This window comes from Limnohabitans sp. (genome assembly GCF_046052765.1).
Taxonomy (GTDB): domain Bacteria; phylum Pseudomonadota; class Gammaproteobacteria; order Burkholderiales; family Burkholderiaceae_C; genus Limnohabitans.
On record NZ_JAVLFQ010000028.1, the window covers coordinates 41,672 to 57,995 of the forward strand.

The 16,324-nt window shown below is 52.5% G+C and carries 18 protein-coding genes; 1 reads left to right on the forward strand and 17 read right to left on the reverse strand.

Going from position 1 to position 16,324, the window contains the following annotated elements; translation table 11 throughout:
• Nucleotides 1-120: 120 nt before the first annotated feature.
• The 14 genes from AC9UG7_RS03045 to AC9UG7_RS03110 all read right to left on the reverse strand — a co-directional run bounded on the left by AC9UG7_RS03045 (nucleotide 121) and on the right by AC9UG7_RS03110 (nucleotide 12,570).
• The gene (locus AC9UG7_RS03045) at nucleotides 121-1,071 is read right to left on the reverse strand and encodes a Gfo/Idh/MocA family oxidoreductase (protein ID WP_509583953.1); all 951 of its coding nucleotides are present in this window, start codon (nucleotides 1,069-1,071) and stop codon (nucleotides 121-123) included.
• A gap of 130 nt (nucleotides 1,072-1,201) precedes the next feature.
• Complete coding sequence (locus AC9UG7_RS03050; protein ID WP_509583954.1) at nucleotides 1,202-2,056, reverse strand: class III extradiol dioxygenase subunit beta; 855 nt, start codon at nucleotides 2,054-2,056, stop codon at nucleotides 1,202-1,204.
• A gap of 2 nt (nucleotides 2,057-2,058) precedes the next feature.
• Nucleotides 2,059-2,502: a protocatechuate 4,5-dioxygenase subunit alpha gene (ligA, locus tag AC9UG7_RS03055; protein ID WP_509583956.1), complete on the reverse strand. Its 444-nt coding sequence runs from the start codon at nucleotides 2,500-2,502 to the stop codon at nucleotides 2,059-2,061.
• Between the two features lie 9 nt (nucleotides 2,503-2,511).
• Entirely contained in the window at nucleotides 2,512-3,444 is a 933-nt protein-coding gene (locus AC9UG7_RS03060) for an amidohydrolase family protein (protein WP_509583958.1), read from the reverse strand.
• A gap of 14 nt (nucleotides 3,445-3,458) precedes the next feature.
• Nucleotides 3,459-4,145, reverse strand: a complete 687-nt coding sequence (ligK, locus tag AC9UG7_RS03065) for a 4-carboxy-4-hydroxy-2-oxoadipate aldolase/oxaloacetate decarboxylase (RefSeq protein WP_509583960.1) — start codon at nucleotides 4,143-4,145, stop codon at nucleotides 3,459-3,461.
• A 1-nt stretch (nucleotide 4,146) separates the two neighbouring features.
• Nucleotides 4,147-5,181 carry an amidohydrolase family protein gene (locus AC9UG7_RS03070; RefSeq protein WP_509583961.1) on the reverse strand — a complete coding sequence of 345 codons (1,035 nt, stop codon included), beginning with the start codon at nucleotides 5,179-5,181 and terminating at the stop codon, nucleotides 4,147-4,149.
• 82 nt (nucleotides 5,182-5,263) lie between these two features.
• Nucleotides 5,264-6,145, reverse strand: a complete 882-nt coding sequence (locus tag AC9UG7_RS03075) for a prepilin peptidase (protein WP_509583962.1) — start codon at nucleotides 6,143-6,145, stop codon at nucleotides 5,264-5,266.
• Nucleotides 6,138-6,848 carry an ABC transporter ATP-binding protein gene (locus tag AC9UG7_RS03080; RefSeq protein ID WP_509583964.1) on the reverse strand — a complete coding sequence of 237 codons (711 nt, stop codon included), beginning with the start codon at nucleotides 6,846-6,848 and terminating at the stop codon, nucleotides 6,138-6,140. The genes AC9UG7_RS03075 and AC9UG7_RS03080 overlap by 8 nt, the downstream gene beginning before the upstream one ends.
• Entirely contained in the window at nucleotides 6,841-7,602 is a 762-nt protein-coding gene (locus AC9UG7_RS03085) for an ABC transporter ATP-binding protein (protein WP_509583966.1), read from the reverse strand. Before AC9UG7_RS03085 ends, AC9UG7_RS03080 begins: the two co-directional genes overlap by 8 nt.
• Entirely contained in the window at nucleotides 7,599-8,558 is a 960-nt protein-coding gene (locus tag AC9UG7_RS03090; protein ID WP_509583967.1) for a branched-chain amino acid ABC transporter permease, read from the reverse strand. Before AC9UG7_RS03090 ends, AC9UG7_RS03085 begins: the two co-directional genes overlap by 4 nt.
• Nucleotides 8,555-9,418: a branched-chain amino acid ABC transporter permease gene (locus AC9UG7_RS03095; RefSeq protein ID WP_509583969.1), complete on the reverse strand. Its 864-nt coding sequence runs from the start codon at nucleotides 9,416-9,418 to the stop codon at nucleotides 8,555-8,557. The genes AC9UG7_RS03090 and AC9UG7_RS03095 overlap by 4 nt, the downstream gene beginning before the upstream one ends.
• 5 nt (nucleotides 9,419-9,423) lie before the next feature.
• On the reverse strand, nucleotides 9,424-10,593 hold the full coding sequence (locus AC9UG7_RS03100; protein ID WP_509583971.1) for an ABC transporter substrate-binding protein: 1,170 nt from the start codon (nucleotides 10,591-10,593) through the stop codon (nucleotides 9,424-9,426).
• Between the two features lie 118 nt (nucleotides 10,594-10,711).
• Nucleotides 10,712-11,473, reverse strand: a complete 762-nt coding sequence (locus AC9UG7_RS03105; RefSeq protein WP_509583973.1) for a GntR family transcriptional regulator — start codon at nucleotides 11,471-11,473, stop codon at nucleotides 10,712-10,714.
• A gap of 2 nt (nucleotides 11,474-11,475) precedes the next feature.
• Nucleotides 11,476-12,570 (reverse strand): aromatic ring-hydroxylating dioxygenase subunit alpha, encoded by a 1,095-nt coding sequence (locus AC9UG7_RS03110; RefSeq protein WP_509583975.1) that lies wholly within the window; start codon nucleotides 12,568-12,570, stop codon nucleotides 11,476-11,478.
• A gap of 120 nt (nucleotides 12,571-12,690) precedes the next feature.
• Here AC9UG7_RS03110 and AC9UG7_RS03115 point away from each other — a divergent pair, with 120 nt between their 5' ends.
• A complete protein-coding gene (locus AC9UG7_RS03115) occupies nucleotides 12,691-13,809 on the forward strand; it encodes a 5-methyltetrahydropteroyltriglutamate--homocysteine S-methyltransferase (RefSeq protein ID WP_509583977.1) in 1,119 nt (372 codons plus the stop codon).
• Between the two features lie 57 nt (nucleotides 13,810-13,866).
• Here the strand turns inward: AC9UG7_RS03115 and AC9UG7_RS03120 are convergent, their stop codons facing one another.
• From AC9UG7_RS03120 to AC9UG7_RS03130, 3 genes are read right to left on the reverse strand one after another with little or no spacing between them, the layout of a single operon-like run.
• A complete protein-coding gene (locus AC9UG7_RS03120; RefSeq protein WP_509583979.1) occupies nucleotides 13,867-15,024 on the reverse strand; it encodes a HupE/UreJ family protein in 1,158 nt (385 codons plus the stop codon).
• 2 nt (nucleotides 15,025-15,026) lie between these two features.
• Nucleotides 15,027-15,746 (reverse strand): phospholipase C/P1 nuclease family protein, encoded by a 720-nt coding sequence (locus AC9UG7_RS03125; RefSeq protein WP_509583982.1) that lies wholly within the window; start codon nucleotides 15,744-15,746, stop codon nucleotides 15,027-15,029.
• Complete coding sequence (locus AC9UG7_RS03130) at nucleotides 15,743-16,321, reverse strand: hypothetical protein (protein ID WP_509583984.1); 579 nt, start codon at nucleotides 16,319-16,321, stop codon at nucleotides 15,743-15,745. Before AC9UG7_RS03130 ends, AC9UG7_RS03125 begins: the two co-directional genes overlap by 4 nt.
• Between the last annotated feature and the right edge of the window lie 3 nt (nucleotides 16,322-16,324).

Below are 16,324 nucleotides of genomic sequence, written 5' to 3' on the forward strand. Positions count from 1 at the left end.
GGATTCGAGCATGCGCACCACCCTAGACCTAGACGACGACGTGCTGTTTGCAGCCAAAGAAATCGCCAGGCGCGAGAAAAAAACCATAGGCAAAGTGGTGAGTGGTTAGTAGAACTTTTCCTAAGCGCTTAGCTGCTGTTCCAAGTCGTGCAGCACTTGATAGCAAGGCAACACTTGCGCCACACTGCCGTTGGGCTCGCGGCCCTCGCGTATGGCTGAGAAAAATTCTCTGTCCTGCAACTCGATACCATTCATTGACACGGCCACTTTAGACACATCGATTTTTTCATCTTTGCCGTTGAACAAATCGTCATAACGTGCGATGTAAGTGGCGTTGTCGCCGATATAGCGAAAGAACGTGCCCAACGGTCCGTCGTTGTTAAAGCTGAGTGACAGCGTACAAATTGCACCATTGGCCGCTTGCAGTTGAATGCTCATGTCCATGGCTATGCCAAGCGTCGGGTGTACAGGCCCTTGTAGGGCATTGGCCTTAATGACCGGACTGCCGACTTGGTAAGCGAATAAATCCACGGTGTGCGCCGCGTGGTGCCACAGCAAATGGTCGGTCCAGCTGCGCGCTTGACCCAAGGCGTTCATGTTGGTGCGGCGAAAGAAATAGGTTTGCACATCCATCTGGTAAATTTTGAATTGACCCGACTGAATCTGCTGATGCACAAACTGGTGGCTGGGGTTGAAACGGCGCGTGTGTCCGCACATGGCCACCAAACCGGTTTGCTGCTGTAAGGCCACCACTTGCGAGCCGTCTTTATAGACATCACACAATGGAATTTCCACTTGTACATGCTTGCCCGCGCTCAAACACGCAATGGACTGCGAGGCGTGCATTTGCGTGGGCGTACACAAAATCACCGCATCCACTTCTTTGATGGCCAGGCTTTCATTCAAATCGGTAGTGACGTGGGCAATACCGTATTGATCTGCAACTTCTTGGGTTTTGGCGAGTTCACGGCCAATCAGCGACACCACTTCAACGCCATCAATCAGCTTGATACCGTCTAAATGTTTGATGCCAAATGCGCCGGCACCGGCCAAGGCAACTTTGATGGTCATGGGAATCCTTAGTTATTGTTGGTTCGATTGATTGAGTTTAAAGAGGTTTTCTAGGCTCGCACACTTAACTGACTGTCAAAGCTTTCTATGAGCGATAAGGTTTTGATTTGCATATTAAAAAAAACAAACGCTATGCATTTTCTAAAATCAAATGCCCAACCGCCGTGTTACTGGCAGGCACGTGATAAAAACGGTGCTTCACCTGCGGCGCTGCACCGCCACTCACATCGCTCATTGCCCCCCGCGCAATCAACCACATCACCAACTCTATGCCTTCGCTACCAGCTTCACGCACATAGTCGATATGCGGCATGTGCGCCAGACCCTGAGGGTCGGCGATCAATCGGTCTAAAAACGCATGGTCAAATTGTTTGTTAATCAGCCCCGCACGAGGCCCTTGCAATTGGTGGCTCATGCCACCTGTGCCCCAGATCTGCACATTCAAATCGGCATCAAAACTCTTAACGGCGTTTGCAATCGCTTTACCCAAGTTGAAACAACGCTGTCCCGAGGGCACGGGATATTGCACCACGTTGACTGCAAATGGAATCACCGGGCAAGGCCATGCTGACGGCTGACCGCACATCAGCGACAGGGGGACAGTCAAGCCATGGTCTACGTCCATTTTGTTGACGATGGTCAGGTCAAAGTCCTGCTGAATCACAGACTGCGCAATGTGAGCTGCGAGCTCGGGATGGCCTTGCACCACAGGCACCGGGCGCGGGCCCCAGCCTTCGTCAGCAGGTATGTATTGCGCTGCCGTACCTATGGCAAACGTCGGGATCATGTCCAGACTGAAGGCAGTGGCGTGGTCGTTGAACACCAAAAAAATCACATCTGGTGTGTTGCGTTTCATCCATTCTTTGGAGTATTCGTAACCTGCGAACACCGGTTGCCAATACGGCTCTTGCGTTTTGCCCATGTCAAGCGCTGCGCCAATGGCAGGCACGTGCGAGGTGTAGACCGATGCAGAAATGCGTGCCATGTTTATGCGCCTCCTGCGTTGCTTGCATTACCTTGGGGCTGTTTGTGCGCTTGTGCCGTACCGTCTTCGCCGATATAGCGGTTGCCCTCGACAGAGCGCCCTCCGCTGATCATCATGTTTCTGTATTCGTCTTCGCTCATACCGGTCATGCTGCCCGCCATTTGCTGAAAACTTTTGCCATCGGTGGCGCCTATCTTGGCCAAGAAATAAATATTGCCGCCAGTGCGTATGCACCAGTTCAAATCGCGAGCTAACACCGCAAGCTTTTGTTCCTCACTCATGTCCCACTCGTCCAAGTAAGCGCGTTCATCTGCTTTGAAACGGGCGCGGTTGTCTGCTTTCATCAGCGACATGCAAAACTGGTTGAGCCCGTAGCCTTTGCGTGATTGCTCCATGTCAAATACCGTCGTACCCGGAACGTCAAGGTAAGGTTTATCCAGTGCCATGTGTTTCTTTCAAATCAGGTCAGGCCAATACAAACGGGTCGGGTTGTCGACCAACAACTTTTGCTGCAATTCAGCCGTCACCGCAATCTGCGGGATGAAATCAACCAGCAACCCGTCATCAGGCATATGGTCTTTCAAATTGGGGTGCGGCCAATCGGTACCCCACAACACTCTGTCAGGAAAACTCTCGACCACATGACGTGCAAACGGCACCACATCGGTGTAAGGTGAAGTTTCACCATCTAAAGCTTGTGGGCCATGGATACTGAGTCGCTCGGGACAAGACACTTTGCTCCACACATTCGGATGCTCTCGCATGAATGTCATGAACAAGCTGAACTCAGGACCATTTAATGGTTTGGATACATCTGGTCGGCCCATGTGGTCTACCACCACCGTGGTCGGTAAGGCGGTGAAGAAATCCCACAACTCGGGCAAATCAACGGCTTCAAAATAAATCACCACATGCCAGCCCCAGGCTTTGATGCGCGAAGCAATCTCCATGAGTTCATCTTTAGGCGTGAAGTCCACCAATCGTTTAACGAAGTTGAAGCGAACACCACGCACACCGGCGTCATGCATACGCTGAATGTCTGCATCGCTGATGCTGCGCCGGACAGTGGCTATGCCGCGTGCACGGCCTTGTGAGCGTAACAAGGCATCCACCATGGCGCTGTTGTCAGCACCGTGGCATGTGGCTTGCACGATGACGTTTTTATCAACACCTAAATGGTCGCGCAAGGCGAACAATTGCGCGGCTGACGCGTCGCATGGCGTGTACTTGCGCTCAGGCGCATAAGGGAAAGAAGCGCCCGGGCCGAACACATGACAATGCGCGTCGACCGCACCGGCGGGCAACACAAAACGCGGCTTGGCTGGACCGTCGTACCAATCCATCCAGCCAGTGGTTTTGGTGAAATCGCCGGAGGTAGGTTTATGCATCAATGGCCTCGGCATCAATCGATGTACTTCAAACCGGCCTTCTCCAGACCTTCGCGCATTTTGTACATGTCCAAGCCCAACACACCGGCTGCCAGCTTGGCGCGTTTCTCCGCTTCTAAGCCTTCACGCGCAGCAGCGGCATCGGCCACAGCGATTGCCATAGAAGCCGGCACAACGACGACACCATCATCATCTGCGACGATGACATCCCCAGGATGGACAGCAGCACCTGCGCAGACCACCGGTATGTTGACTGACCCCACGGTGGCTTTGATGGTGCCTTTGGCGCTGATAGCGCGACTCCACACCGGGAAACCCATTTGCGTGAGTTCAGCCACATCGCGCACACCGGCATCGATGATCAACGCTCTTGCGCCGCGTGCCATGAACGAGGTTGCCAACAAGTCACCGAAATAACCATCGGTACACGGTGCGGTGATAGCTGCCACCACAATGTCGCCGGGTTGAATTTGCTCGGCCACCACGTGCATCATCCAGTTGTCACCTGGGTGAAGCAAGACAGTGACCGCTGTTCCACTGACGCGTGCACCTGCGTAAATGGGGCGCATGATGGTGTGCATCAGACCGAGTCGACCCAAGGCTTCATGAACCGTGGCGACGCCAAACTGTCCCAGTTTTTCAGCGGCGTTTTTATCCGCACGCAAGATATGGCGTTTGACGGTTCCTAAGGGGTAATGCATGTCACATACCTTTCTGTTTTAAGCGTGCATCCAAGCGTGAAAAAACGCGTCGAGCATTGGCTTCATATATTTGATGACGGTCTGCATCCGACAGCAGTTGGCTGTTGGCGATGTAGCGCTTGGTGTCATCGTAATAATGGCCAGTCTGCGGATCAATACCGCGCACCGCGCCTATCATCTCTGACGCAAACAACACATTCTTCACCGGTATGACAGTGTTGAGCAAATCGATACCGGGTTGATGGTAAACACAGGTATCGAAATAAATATTGTTGAGCAGGTGTTCTTCCAATAAAGGCTTTTTCAACTCTTGCGCCAGCCCGCGAAAACGGCCCCAGTGGTAAGGCACAGCGCCGCCACCATGAGGTATCAAAAATTTCAAGGTCGGAAAGTCCTTGAACAAATCGCTGGTCAGGCATTGCATGAAAGCCGTGGTGTCGGCATTCAAATAATGTGCGCCAGTGGTGTGAAAACAAGCGTTGCAACTGGTGGACACGTGGATCATGGCAGGCAAGTCGTGCTCGACCATTTTTTCGTAAATCGGGTACCAGTGTTTGTCGCTCAAAGGCGGACTGGTCCAGTGCCCACCAGAAGGATCGGGGTTCAAGTTGATGCCGACTGCGCCGTATTCTTTGACGCATTTTTCCAACTCGGGAATGCAAGTCGCCGGATCCACGCCGGGTGACTGCGGCAGCATTGCCACCGGCACGAAATGTTCTGGGAACAAGGTCGAGACGCGAAAGCAAAGTTCATTGCAAATCGCGGCCCAAGTGGAGGACACGTTGAAGTCGCCAATGTGGTGCGCCATGAATGAAGCACGCGGTGAAAACAAGGTAATGTCGCTGCCACGCTCTTTCATCAACCGCAGTTGATTGGCTTCAATGCTGTGGCGCAAATCCTCATCACTGATACTCAACTCTGAGGCTTTCGGCATGTTCGCCGTGTCTTTAATGCCTGCAATCTGACGGTTGCGCCAGTCCTCTAAGGCTTTGGGCGCAGTGGTGTAGTGACCATGACAGTCAATGATCAAACTCATTTTTTAAACTCCTCTCAACACCTTGAATCAACGGATGCCATGTTTGACATCAACGTCTTATGACTATGCACCACCAGGTTCGTCATTGCAATGACATTGCCCCAATATTTGCCAAACCACCAGACATCGCCACCATCCACACCCCAGCGGCCAACACCAAATGAGGTCCGAATGGTAGCGGTTCACCCGCTTGCACACGATCGATAACGCGCATCACCAAAGCAACCACCACGCCACTGACAGAAGCCATCAAGACCAACACGGGCAACGCCATCCAACCCATCCAAGCACCCAATGCGGCCAGTAATTTGAAATCGCCTGCACCCATGCCTTGCTTGCCAGTGATCCAACCGAACACCGCTTGCACCCACCACAATACCCCGTAGCCAAGCGCTGCCCCCCAGACACTTTGCTCAAGGCTCACATGGATCCAACCTATCGAAGCGCACAACATGCCAGCCCACATCAAAGGCAAGGTCAAACTGTCTGGCAACAGCATGGTGTCTGCATCAATCAAAGCCAAAGCCAATGCCACTGTGGCAAACAAGGCCCATGCCAATGCCGTCCCGCTGACTTGCCACCGCCAAGCGCAGTAGGCCCAAAGCAAAGCCACTGCCATTTCAACCAACGGATATCGCAACGAGACTTTGGCGCCACAGTGGGCACAGCGGCCCTTCAACCAGACAAAGCTCAGCACCGGCACCAGGTCGCGCACACGAAGTGGTGTATGGCAAGAAGTGCAATGCGAAGAAGGCGTCGCTAAATTGAAAACAACTTGGGGTGGCGCCGACGTCGTTTGCGTTTCAGCCATTTGTTGTTCCCATTCACGCTGCATCATTTGTGGAAGACGCCCAACCAATACATTGATGAAACTGCCGATTTGCAATCCGATCAGCGCAGCTATCGCCGGCCAGATCCAATACGAGGACTCAAGCATCTCAGTGAAGCCGCTGATATCAAGCATGGCTTTTCACCCCGAGCAATTGATCCAACAATTCGGCTTGATGCAGCAATTCAGCGGCATCGCCTTGGTGAATCACCCTGCCTTGGTCCAGCACCACAGCTTGGTGGCTGATAGCTAAGATGGCTTGGGGATGTTGTTCGACAATGATGGCTGACATACCTTCATCGCGCGTGACACGACGGATGGCACGCAACAGTTCTTCCACAATGATGGGCGCCAAACCTTCCAGCGGTTCGTCCAACAAAAGCACTTGGGGGTTTAGCACCAAGGCGCGACCCACCGCCAGCATTTGCTGTTCACCGCCGGACAATTGGTTGCCCATATTGGTTTGACGCTCTGCCAATCGGGGGAACAACTCAAACACACGTGTTGGAGTCCAGGCGCCGGGTCTGGCCACGGCGGTGAGGTTTTCCAACACCGTCAAAGATTTGAAAATATTGCGCTCTTGCGGCACCCAACCCACACCTGCTGCGGCCCTTGCATGCGAAGCCAATGCGTGCAGCGCCACACCATTGAGGGTGATGCTGCCGGCATGTTGTCGTGTCGTACCAGCCAAGGTATTGATCAACGTGGTCTTGCCTGTACCGTTACGACCTAGCAGTGCCAAGGTTTCACCAGCGGCCAAAGAAAAACTGACCTGGTTCAATACCACAGCCTCACCGTAACCGGCAGTGACGTTTTCGAGTTGCAACATATCACCCATGCGCTTCTCCATGACCGAGGTAGACCTCGCGCACACGCGGGTCTGCTGCAATTTCATCAGGGCTGCCCTCGGTCAACACCGCGCCATTGACAAGCACTGTCATGCGCTTGGCAAAGCTAAATACCAAATCCATGTCATGCTCAATCAACAACACGCTCACATCGGCGGGCAAGTTGGCCACTGTTTGAAGCAACTCTTCGCGCTCACCAGCTGGTACGCCTGCGACTGGCTCGTCCAACAACAACACGCGGGGTTCGCAAGCCAGTGAAATCGCCATTTCCAACAAGCGCCGTTTGCCATATGCCAATTGCGTGGTCGGCTGGTCCATCACTTCACTCAAGTGGAATTGGTTCAGCAATTGTTCGCAACGGTCGGCCACACGACGGTCATTCCCAAGGTGGTACCACAAGGATGCACCCAAGCCGAGTTGTTGAGAAACCGTCATAGCCAAAGTTTGCAATGGGGTGAGGCCGTCAAACAATTGATTGATTTGAAATGTTCGAACCAGCCCGCGTTGCACACGTTGATGCGGCGCTAAACGGCTGATGTCAACCCCCAGCAATTCAATACGTCCTGCGGTTGGCGTCAACATGCCAGTCAACAGGTTGATCAAGGTGGTTTTACCTGCCCCGTTAGGACCGATGAGCGCATGTCTGGCACCGCGTTGCAATTTCAAGCTAACGTTATCGGTGGCCGTGATGCCACCGAATTTTTTGCTCAAACCAGTGCAAGAAAGGACAGTGTCTTCGCTCATGAACGACGCCCCCAAGTCCATGGGCGAAGCAGTTTTTCACGGCCCACCAGCATCAGTAACACCAAAAACAAACCTATCCAAAACGTCCAGTACTGTGGTGTCAGTGCGGACACTAAGCTGTGCAGCGTTTTAAATAACACCGCACCCATCAAACCTCCCCACAGCCAGCCCGTGCCGCCAATGACCAGCATCAACAGCACATCGGCGGAACGGTCAAAACCAAACACATCCAATGAGGCAAAACCAGTGGTCTGCGCTTGCATGCCACCGGCCAGCCCGGCAATCGCTGCGGCCAGTGTGTACACCGCCATCAATCGCGTATGTACGGGTATGCCAATGGCTTGGGCACGCAAACGGTTGTCGCGAATGGCTTTGAGACTGAATCCGAAAGGCGAGTGCACCCAACGTCTCAATAGCAAAAAGACCAGCAGGGTGACGGCTAAGGCGTAATAGGCGGCGGTTTGGCCCATCAAATCAAATTCAAAGCGTCCCAACACCGGCCCCATGAGCACGCCCTGCAAACCATCTGCACCGCCAGTGATATGGTCCATTTTGTTAGCGAGTTCTTGCAATATCAAGGCGATGCCCAATGTCACCATCAAACGAGTCAGGTCGGAACCGCGCAATATGCCGGGACTGCATACCAGACCCAGAACAGATGACACCAGTGTGGCAACCAAGAGGCCGGTCAAAGGGTCAGGGTTGATGTGCTTGGCAAACAATGCTGCCGCATAAGCACCTGTACCAAAAAATGCGGCATGCCCTAGAGAAACGATACCGCTGTAGCCGAGTACCAGGTCCAGCGACATGGCAAACAAGGCAATGATGGTGATTTCACTGACCAACAATGAATGCTTGGGCAGCAACACAGGCAAAAGCAAAAGCAATATCCACACGGCAAATTCCCACCAGCGTGCGCGCGAGCCTGCGCCAAGACTGATGCTGGTGGTACTCATGCGTTGCCCCGTGTGAATAAACCTTGAGGACGCCACATAAGGATCAAGACCATCAAGGTATACACAATGAAAGCACCTAGCTTGGGTACATAGTATTTACCTGCGACATCGGCAATGCCTAGCAGCAAAGCCGCCAGTAGCGGACCCGTCAGCGAACTGGTGCCGCCCACAGCGACAACGATGAGAAAGTAAATCATGAACTTGAGTGGAAACACCGGATCAAGTCCGAGCACCTCAGCGCCCAGCGCACCACCCAATCCGGCCAGCCCAGAGCCCACCGCAAATGTGGCCATGAAAATCGTGTTCACATTGATGCCCATGGCAGCAGCAACGCGTCTGTCATCCACGGATGCGCGCAACTGTGCGCCAAAACGGGTGTGAACCAACAACCACTGCAAGCCCCAAGCCAGCAACGCACACACCACAATGATGGCTAAACGGTAATGTCCCATGCCCAAAGCGCCGTCCCACAGCTCGGTTCGGCCTTTGAGAAATTCGGGCAATTGCACCAGTTGCTGGGTGGAGCCTACCAAATAGTCCACTGACGCCACAGCCATGAACGTCAAGCCAATAGAAAACAATACCTGCTCGAGGTGTGTCTTGTGGTACATGCGTCGATACAACGTGACCTCGAGCACCAAACCAAGCAAGGCACTCACGGCAAAAGCCATGAATACAGAAGGCAAAAAAGGCCAACCAGCTTTTTGCATCAACAACACCAAGGTGTAGCCGCCGGCCATAGCGAATGCGCCGTGCGCCAAGTTGATGAAATTCATCAAACCCAGCGTGATGGACAAACCAATGGCCAGCACAAACAGCAACATGCCGTAGGCGACGCCGTCAAAAAGCAGGGTCAGCATACGCTTTACTTCGTCTTGCCAGGGTCTTTGACTTCCTTGATGACATCGAACTCAACGTTATAGAGTTCGCCGTCTTTTTTCTCGACACGCCTCAAGTAAATGTTTTGAACAATGTCACGGGTTTGCGCATCGATGAATATCTGTCCGCGTGGGCTTTCAAAAATCTGCCCTTTCATGGCTGCCAGCAAGGCTTCACCGCCACCCTGCCCGCCCTTGGTGTTTTTCAAGGCCTCGTAAATGACGCGCATACCGTCATAACCTCCAACGGCCATGAAGTTAGGACGCATGCCATTGTTGGCCTTTTTGAATGCGTCGACAAATTTTTTGTTCACTGCCGAGGGATGCACGGCGGAGTAATGGTGGCTGGTTACCACACCCAAAGCACCTTCGCCCATGTCGTTGAGTTGATCGTCATCTGTCAAATCGCCAGTGCCGATCAACTTGATACCGGCCTTGTCCATGCCGCGCTCTAAAAACTGCTTCATCACAGCCGCGCCTGCGCCAGAGGGAACAAATACAAACAATGCATCAGGTTTGAGATCGCGAACTTTTTGCAAAAACGGGGCAAAGTCAGGGTTGCGCAAAGGCACACGCAGACTCTCAATCACTTGGCCGCTGTTGAGCAACATGCGTTCTTTGAAAAATCTTTCGGCATCAATACCCGGGCCGTAATCGCTGACCAGCGTGACGACGCGCTTGATACCGTTTTTAGGCGCCCAGTCACCCATGGTCACAGAACACTGCGCCAAAGTGAAACTCGTTCGAACAATAAAAGGCGACGCTTCGGTGATGATGGAAGTGGCCGCAGCCATCACCACCATGGGAGTTTTGGATTGGGTGGCAATAGGCGCAGTGGCCAGTGCCAGAGGTGTCAAACCAAACCCGCCGAGCACGCCCACTTTGTCGTTCACCACCAACTCTTGTGCGATGCGCTTGGCCGCGTCAGGAATACCGCCATCGTCCTTGATGATGAGCTCCACCTTGCGACCGGCCACCTTATCGCCGTTTTGCGCCATGAACAAACGCGCAGCAGCTTCAATTTGTTTGCCAGTGGTGGCTTGCTGTCCAGTCATGGGCAAAATCAAACCGATTTTGAATGACTCTTGCGCTTGTGCCGCCAAGGCCGTCATGCCCAAAGTCAACATCAGGGCACGCAGATTTAAAAATGTTTTCATTCAAATTCTCCAAGGCAACGACAAGCGGGAAGCTTAACCGAGTGGGTGACGGGCAGAACCTTGTTGCAGGGCTGATGACCGTTTCATGTGTAAAAATCAATTTTAATTTGTCTGCTATTCACGGCCGTCGACGAATCAGACGCACACCCGGCAACTGTTCGAGATCGGTGTTGCGCATGGCCTCGCTCAAATTGCGCTGCGCCAATCGCGAATGCTCACGCATGATGGCTTCTGCTCTGCCGCCCTCGCGTCTCTCAATGGCTTGCAACACTTGGTGGTGCTGGTCTTGCGCAACAATCAACATGTCTCGTGCCTGCGGGCTGTTGGCCTGACTGACCACAAAGCCAGAGGGCGAGGCAAACGGCAATCCGATCACACGTTCCCATTCGCGACGCAAGACATCGCTGCCAGCCATTTCTTCCAACAAGGCATGGAATTTTTCATTGTGCGAGACGTAGCTGCCAAAGGCTTCCTCGTTCAAGCTGTCGGAAGCTAGCAATTGGTCGATGTGTGCCAGACAGGCGCGCGCCTCGGTCAACAATACCGGCGCAAAGCCCCGTTCAGCGGCCAAACGCACCGCCAAGCCTTCTAGCGTACCGCGCAACTCGATAGCGTCAGAGACATCTCGCTCGGTGAAGGTGCGTACCGCATAACCGCCGTTGGCCAAGGACTCCAACAAGCCTTCTTGCTCCAACTTCATCAGTGCGGTGCGTATCGGCGTGCGAGAGACACCCAGTTTGTCTACCAAAGTGAGTTCAGCAATTCGCGCACCGGCAGGCAGTTCTGCCGCCAGAATCATTTCTCTCAATCGCAATTGCGCACGCACGGCTTGCGAGTTCGTCGGGTTGTCGTTGGTCGCCGAATGGATGGATGTAGGCATGGTCAGGCCACTTCCCTAATAGGAATGACGCTATGAGGTGTTTGCTCTGATTCAATCATTTTGTCGATCAGCCTGCGTGAGCGCACTGCACCAGCATCGATATTCAAATTGTGAAAACCCAAGTCAGGGTGATCCAACAGGGCTTGCTGCTGCGCCTCCAATACCGCCTCGTCTTCTCGGAATATGCCAGCAACGCCCTCACGGAGTTGGTGCGTCAAGGCCTGTTCACCCAGACAGTAATTGCGTGCAAACGCCCAAAAATAATGGCAACTTCCATCGGTTTGCGGTGTGATGGTGTTGAGTACAAAGCCATTCACCCCAAGGCTGCGGTCCCCTGGATGGCCATCGTTTGGTATCGCACTGCTACCGGTTGGTGCCACACCTACATCGATGGTCACTGTGGCAGGTGCTTCAAAGCGGATGATTTGCCAGCGGTCCACGGCGCCTTTGTAGCCACGGGCGTGCTGTATTTGCGACGCCCAAAACGGCGGGGCTTCTATGCCCTCCATCCAGCGCGTAACGGTGACGTGCTTGTCGTCATGTGTGACATGAAATGGCGCCTCGACCACCGCTTCATTGCCAATGCTCGAGCCATGTACATAGGTTTCGTGGGTCAGGTCCATCAGGTTATCGACGACCAACCGGTAATCGCACTGGACCGTGATCAGCTTGCCGTCGCCCGCCCACGCGGGGTCGTCGTTCCAATGCATATCAGGCACCAGTGCAGCATCGGCCAGTGCCGGGTCGCCCATCCACAACCAGATGAAGCGGTGCTTCTCCACCAGCGGAAAACTTCGCACACAAGCGGCAGGGTTCAGAGTTTGCAAACTTGGCATGCGCACGCATTGGCCATCGGGGTTATAGACCAGCCCGTGGTAACCGCAAACCAATTCATCGCCTTGCAATCGGCCTTGCGACAGCGGCAACAAACGGTGCCAGCAGGCGTCATGCAGCGCCACAGCTTGCCCGTCTAAGCGGCGGTACATAACGATTTTTTGATTGCAAATGGTGCGAGGCAGCAGCTCACGCCCGATTTCGACGTCATAAGCTGCGGCATACCAAGCGTTCAGGGGGAAAGTGGTTTTGCCTGTATTCATGCATACGCATTGTATACATTGAAGCCCTAAATAGCCTGTATATGCCGCCATTTACCCAATATACAGGGGTCTCTGTATACTTAGTCAGGCTTTAACATGGTGAAACTTCAAGGAGACTTCATGACCACGCCCCATATTCCCGCCCGCTTCGACCATGTTGGCAGCTTTTTACGCCCCGCTTATCTTTTGGAAGCCCGCGAACAAAAGGCCAAGGGACAGATCACGCCTGAGCAACTGCGTTTGGTGGAGGACAAAGCGATCACTGAAGTCATCAAGTTCCAAGAAGACGTGGGCTTGAAATCCATCACCGACGGCGAATTCCGCCGCACGTATTTCCACATCGATTTTCTGGAGCAAATGGGCGGCGTGAAAACCGACATACCCGTCACCATCGAACGCCCTGACGGTACCCAAGAATTGGCACCGCCCGTGATCCGCGTGATCGACAAAGTACGGCATGTGAAAGACATTCAACTCGCCGACTTCCATTATTTGAAGTCACAGGTCGCCAAAGGCAGCACACCCAAGGTGACGATTCCTTCACCCACCATGCTGCACTTTCGCGGCGGTCGCGCCGGTATCAGCAAGGAGGCATACCCTGAGCTTGATCCGTCTTTTTATGATGACGTAGCCAAGGCCTATGGTGATGAATTGCGTTCACTCGCCGCCGCAGGTTGCACTTATGTACAAATGGACGACACCAATTTGGCCTATTTGTGCGACGACAAAATGCGCGAAGCCGCGCGTGCACGCGGCGATGATCCCAATGAATTGCCACACCGCTACGCTACGTTCATCAATAAAGTGGTTGCACAAAAGCCAGCAGGTATGACGCTGGCCATGCACTTGTGTCGCGGCAATTTCAAAAGCACGCACGCCGCCGCAGGCAACTATGAACCTGTCGCCGAAGCTTTGCTTTCAGAGATGAATATAGATGCCTATTTTCTGGAATACGACGACGACCGCAGCGGCGACTTCCGCCCCCTGCGTTTTTTGGCGAAAGACAAACTGGTGGTGCTCGGTCTGGTCACCACCAAATTTGGCGCCATGGAAACCAAGGACAACTTGAAGCGGCGCATCGATGAGGCAGCCAAATATGCGCCCCTGTCCCAGCTGGCCTTGTCGCCACAATGCGGTTTTTCCAGCACCGTGCACGGCAACAATATCGCGGTGGAAGACCAGCGCAATAAGTTGCGTTTGGTGATTGAAACAGCGCAAGAGGTGTGGGGCGACAGTTAATCCTGCGGTTTAACTGGCATCTTTTGAACCATGAATAAAAATGGTGATTACTGAAAATCAGGCCATCAATCTTTGTCCCAACCAAACGATCGATGTGAGTAAAACACCGATAGACCCGTATTTCAACACTCGTTGTTTAGACTCGGCTTTTCGAGCCAGTAACAGCACGGGTATGGAGACCACAATAACCGCTGAGAGTTGGCCGAGTTCAACGCCTAGATTGAAAGCAAACAAGGTCTCCAGAAAGTACATTGAAGATAAGCCTAGCTCTTTCAGACCATTGGCAAATCCCATGCCGTGGATCAAGCCAAAAAGAAATGCCAGTTTCCAGTGACTGATGTGAAAACGGGTTTGTAGATTCAGCGCAGCTGAAATCATGATCGACAGTGCAATCAGGGATTCAATCAACTTATCTGGCAGGCTAACCCAGCCGAAAACTGAAAACGCGAGAGTGATTGAATGCGAGAGGGTGAAAGCAGTGATCACCTTGAGTGCAAATTTTTCTGCATCACGGGTGTTTGCAGGCAATTTGCCATTGAGATCAGGCTTGCGAATAGTAAGCATCAAACCCGGCAACAGCAGTGACAACAAAAACAATAAATGGTCAGTGCCTTCCCAGATATGTTTTGCACCTTCATTGGTGAATAGTCCAATGGTTGACCATCGTTTGGTTTCTCCAAGGGCAAATCGTTGAATGGCGCTCGTTTGGTCAAACACAGATGACATTTCATCATTGCGTATCACCAGTTTGAAAAATGCACGTCCTAGCTTGTCGTTCTGGGTGAAGAATTCGTAGCGAACCACGATGAATCTGGCATCTTCGGGCAATGTGCTACCACTGAAACGCTGACGAACGTACAAACCATCGTTATGCAACACCACTGATTGGGACAAGAACTCCAGTGGTACAAGTTGATCGTCAATCTCAATGGCCAGGGATTTTTGAATCGCAGTCGTGATCGGCCCCTGCAACAACAGGATTTTTTCTGGCGGTGGCGGGGGCGCATTGGCCTGATCTGGTGCTTGAAGTAGATTACCTAAATCGCGGGCGATAAAGTCAATTTCCAGCTGTAAACGTCCGTTCGCTTCGCTGACTGTCAGGTAGCTGTTTCCAGTCTGATGCGCAAGGGAAGGACCAACGATAGCAAATAAGCAAAACAGAGATTGACCAAACCATAGACTGAACTTGCGAAATAGATAATTTGCTGTTGTCATGGTTAGGGTGCAGGACTCAATGCTTCAAGTGTCAGTGGTTTGAGACTTTGTGGATAGTCTTTACGCAAATCAGCAAGCAGTTTTTTGAATTTTTTTTGTCCATCGTCCTTGGCCATCAATTGCTGCTGAATGGCTTGCAGGTAATGGATCGCCAAAATAAATTTCACTTCTTCTGGGTTGATATTGCCGTCCTTGACCTTGAGCAGTCTTTCACCAATATCAATCAGTTCAATCAGTTCATCTCGGCTTTGCGAGAAAGGAGCCAAAGGATTGTCAGTGAAACTGTCGTAGAAATGGTTTTTAAGCAGCAGGTACCTTGCATGGTCTGCAAATGCTGCCTTCGCGTCAAGTTTGATCACGTCACGGTAGTAATGCAGTTGCGACACATACAAACCAATTTTGCTAGACATCTCCATTTTGAAACCGGCGCGTGCAAGTTCATTCAGCAGCAATGTGGACTCCAGCCCTTTGACTGAGCCATGACTGATGATGTCTTGGTTGAACAGATCGCGGATTTCTTCCAGTGTTGCACCTATTTGGTAAAGTGCCTTGGCTTTGACTGGTGCGGATGGGTTGGTAGATTGCACCTGAAAAGACTCTTGCAACTTCATCAAATAGTTTTTACGCGCTTCAGCCGTGATGGACTCATGCGACCAAATACTGCTGCAATTCAATAATGCGAATACAAGCGCGCAACTACGTAAACAAACAAAGACTGTCATTTTTCTGCCGGGGGCGGTGGCGGTTCGAGTTTTTCGCCCCGGTAATAGGCTTGTGCACCGGCATGAACAGCCATTCCGAAGCGACCATTGCCAGGGTTGATCAACTGGAGTTTGTTTGCGGCCTCCATCAATGCAGTGGTCACCAAATAGCCATGGTAAAGCGGCAGGTCAGGTCGAGTCACCAATAGGTATTTACCGTTGTCGACCAAAATTTCCATTTGCAAGGGTGCAAATTCTTCGAAAGGAGGTTCGCCGGTAAACATCAACCTCGCATGTTGGTATGACAAGACTGCATTCTTTACTTGGTCCGTTTTGAGCAGACTGGCAATGCGTGGCATATCGTGTGTTCGGCTGACCATGGCGCGGCTGAGCGGCAGGTTTTCACGTAATACAGCCACCCAAGCGTCGCCGATGTCATCACCCGTGTAGTCTGCATGCGAGGTCATGATTTGCATATTTCGCTTACGGAACACATCCCAGAACCGATACGGTGTGTGCGCAATTGCGTGGATCATGGGCAGCATGGCCGTGGCAAAAGAAATAGACAAATAGGAAATGAATGAACGTCTTTGCATGTG

What these genes read in the sequence shown, in the direction of transcription:
- AC9UG7_RS03045 (WP_509583953.1), bottom strand. Translation starts at nt 1,071, where the DNA reads ATGACCATCAAAGTTGCCTTGGCCGGTGCCGGCGCATTTGGCATCAAA.
- AC9UG7_RS03050 (WP_509583954.1), bottom strand. Translation starts at nt 2,056, where the DNA reads ATGGCACGCATTTCTGCATCGGTCTACACCTCGCACGTGCCTGCCATT.
- ligA (WP_509583956.1), bottom strand. Translation starts at nt 2,502, where the DNA reads ATGGCACTGGATAAACCTTACCTTGACGTTCCGGGTACGACGGTATTT.
- AC9UG7_RS03060 (WP_509583958.1), bottom strand. Translation starts at nt 3,444, where the DNA reads ATGCATAAACCTACCTCCGGCGATTTCACCAAAACCACTGGCTGGATG.
- ligK (WP_509583960.1), bottom strand. Translation starts at nt 4,145, where the DNA reads ATGCATTACCCCTTAGGAACCGTCAAACGCCATATCTTGCGTGCGGAT.
- AC9UG7_RS03070 (WP_509583961.1), bottom strand. Translation starts at nt 5,181, where the DNA reads ATGAGTTTGATCATTGACTGTCATGGTCACTACACCACTGCGCCCAAA.
- AC9UG7_RS03075 (WP_509583962.1), bottom strand. Translation starts at nt 6,145, where the DNA reads ATGCTTGATATCAGCGGCTTCACTGAGATGCTTGAGTCCTCGTATTGG.
- AC9UG7_RS03080 (WP_509583964.1), bottom strand. Translation starts at nt 6,848, where the DNA reads ATGGGTGATATGTTGCAACTCGAAAACGTCACTGCCGGTTACGGTGAG.
- AC9UG7_RS03085 (WP_509583966.1), bottom strand. Translation starts at nt 7,602, where the DNA reads ATGAGCGAAGACACTGTCCTTTCTTGCACTGGTTTGAGCAAAAAATTC.
- AC9UG7_RS03090 (WP_509583967.1), bottom strand. Translation starts at nt 8,558, where the DNA reads ATGAGTACCACCAGCATCAGTCTTGGCGCAGGCTCGCGCGCACGCTGG.
- AC9UG7_RS03095 (WP_509583969.1), bottom strand. Translation starts at nt 9,418, where the DNA reads ATGCTGACCCTGCTTTTTGACGGCGTCGCCTACGGCATGTTGCTGTTT.
- AC9UG7_RS03100 (WP_509583971.1), bottom strand. Translation starts at nt 10,593, where the DNA reads ATGAAAACATTTTTAAATCTGCGTGCCCTGATGTTGACTTTGGGCATG.
- AC9UG7_RS03105 (WP_509583973.1), bottom strand. Translation starts at nt 11,473, where the DNA reads ATGCCTACATCCATCCATTCGGCGACCAACGACAACCCGACGAACTCG.
- AC9UG7_RS03110 (WP_509583975.1), bottom strand. Translation starts at nt 12,570, where the DNA reads ATGAATACAGGCAAAACCACTTTCCCCCTGAACGCTTGGTATGCCGCA.
- AC9UG7_RS03115 (WP_509583977.1), top strand. Translation starts at nt 12,691, where the DNA reads ATGACCACGCCCCATATTCCCGCCCGCTTCGACCATGTTGGCAGCTTT.
- AC9UG7_RS03120 (WP_509583979.1), bottom strand. Translation starts at nt 15,024, where the DNA reads ATGACAACAGCAAATTATCTATTTCGCAAGTTCAGTCTATGGTTTGGT.
- AC9UG7_RS03125 (WP_509583982.1), bottom strand. Translation starts at nt 15,746, where the DNA reads ATGACAGTCTTTGTTTGTTTACGTAGTTGCGCGCTTGTATTCGCATTA.
- AC9UG7_RS03130 (WP_509583984.1), bottom strand. Translation starts at nt 16,321, where the DNA reads ATGCAAAGACGTTCATTCATTTCCTATTTGTCTATTTCTTTTGCCACG.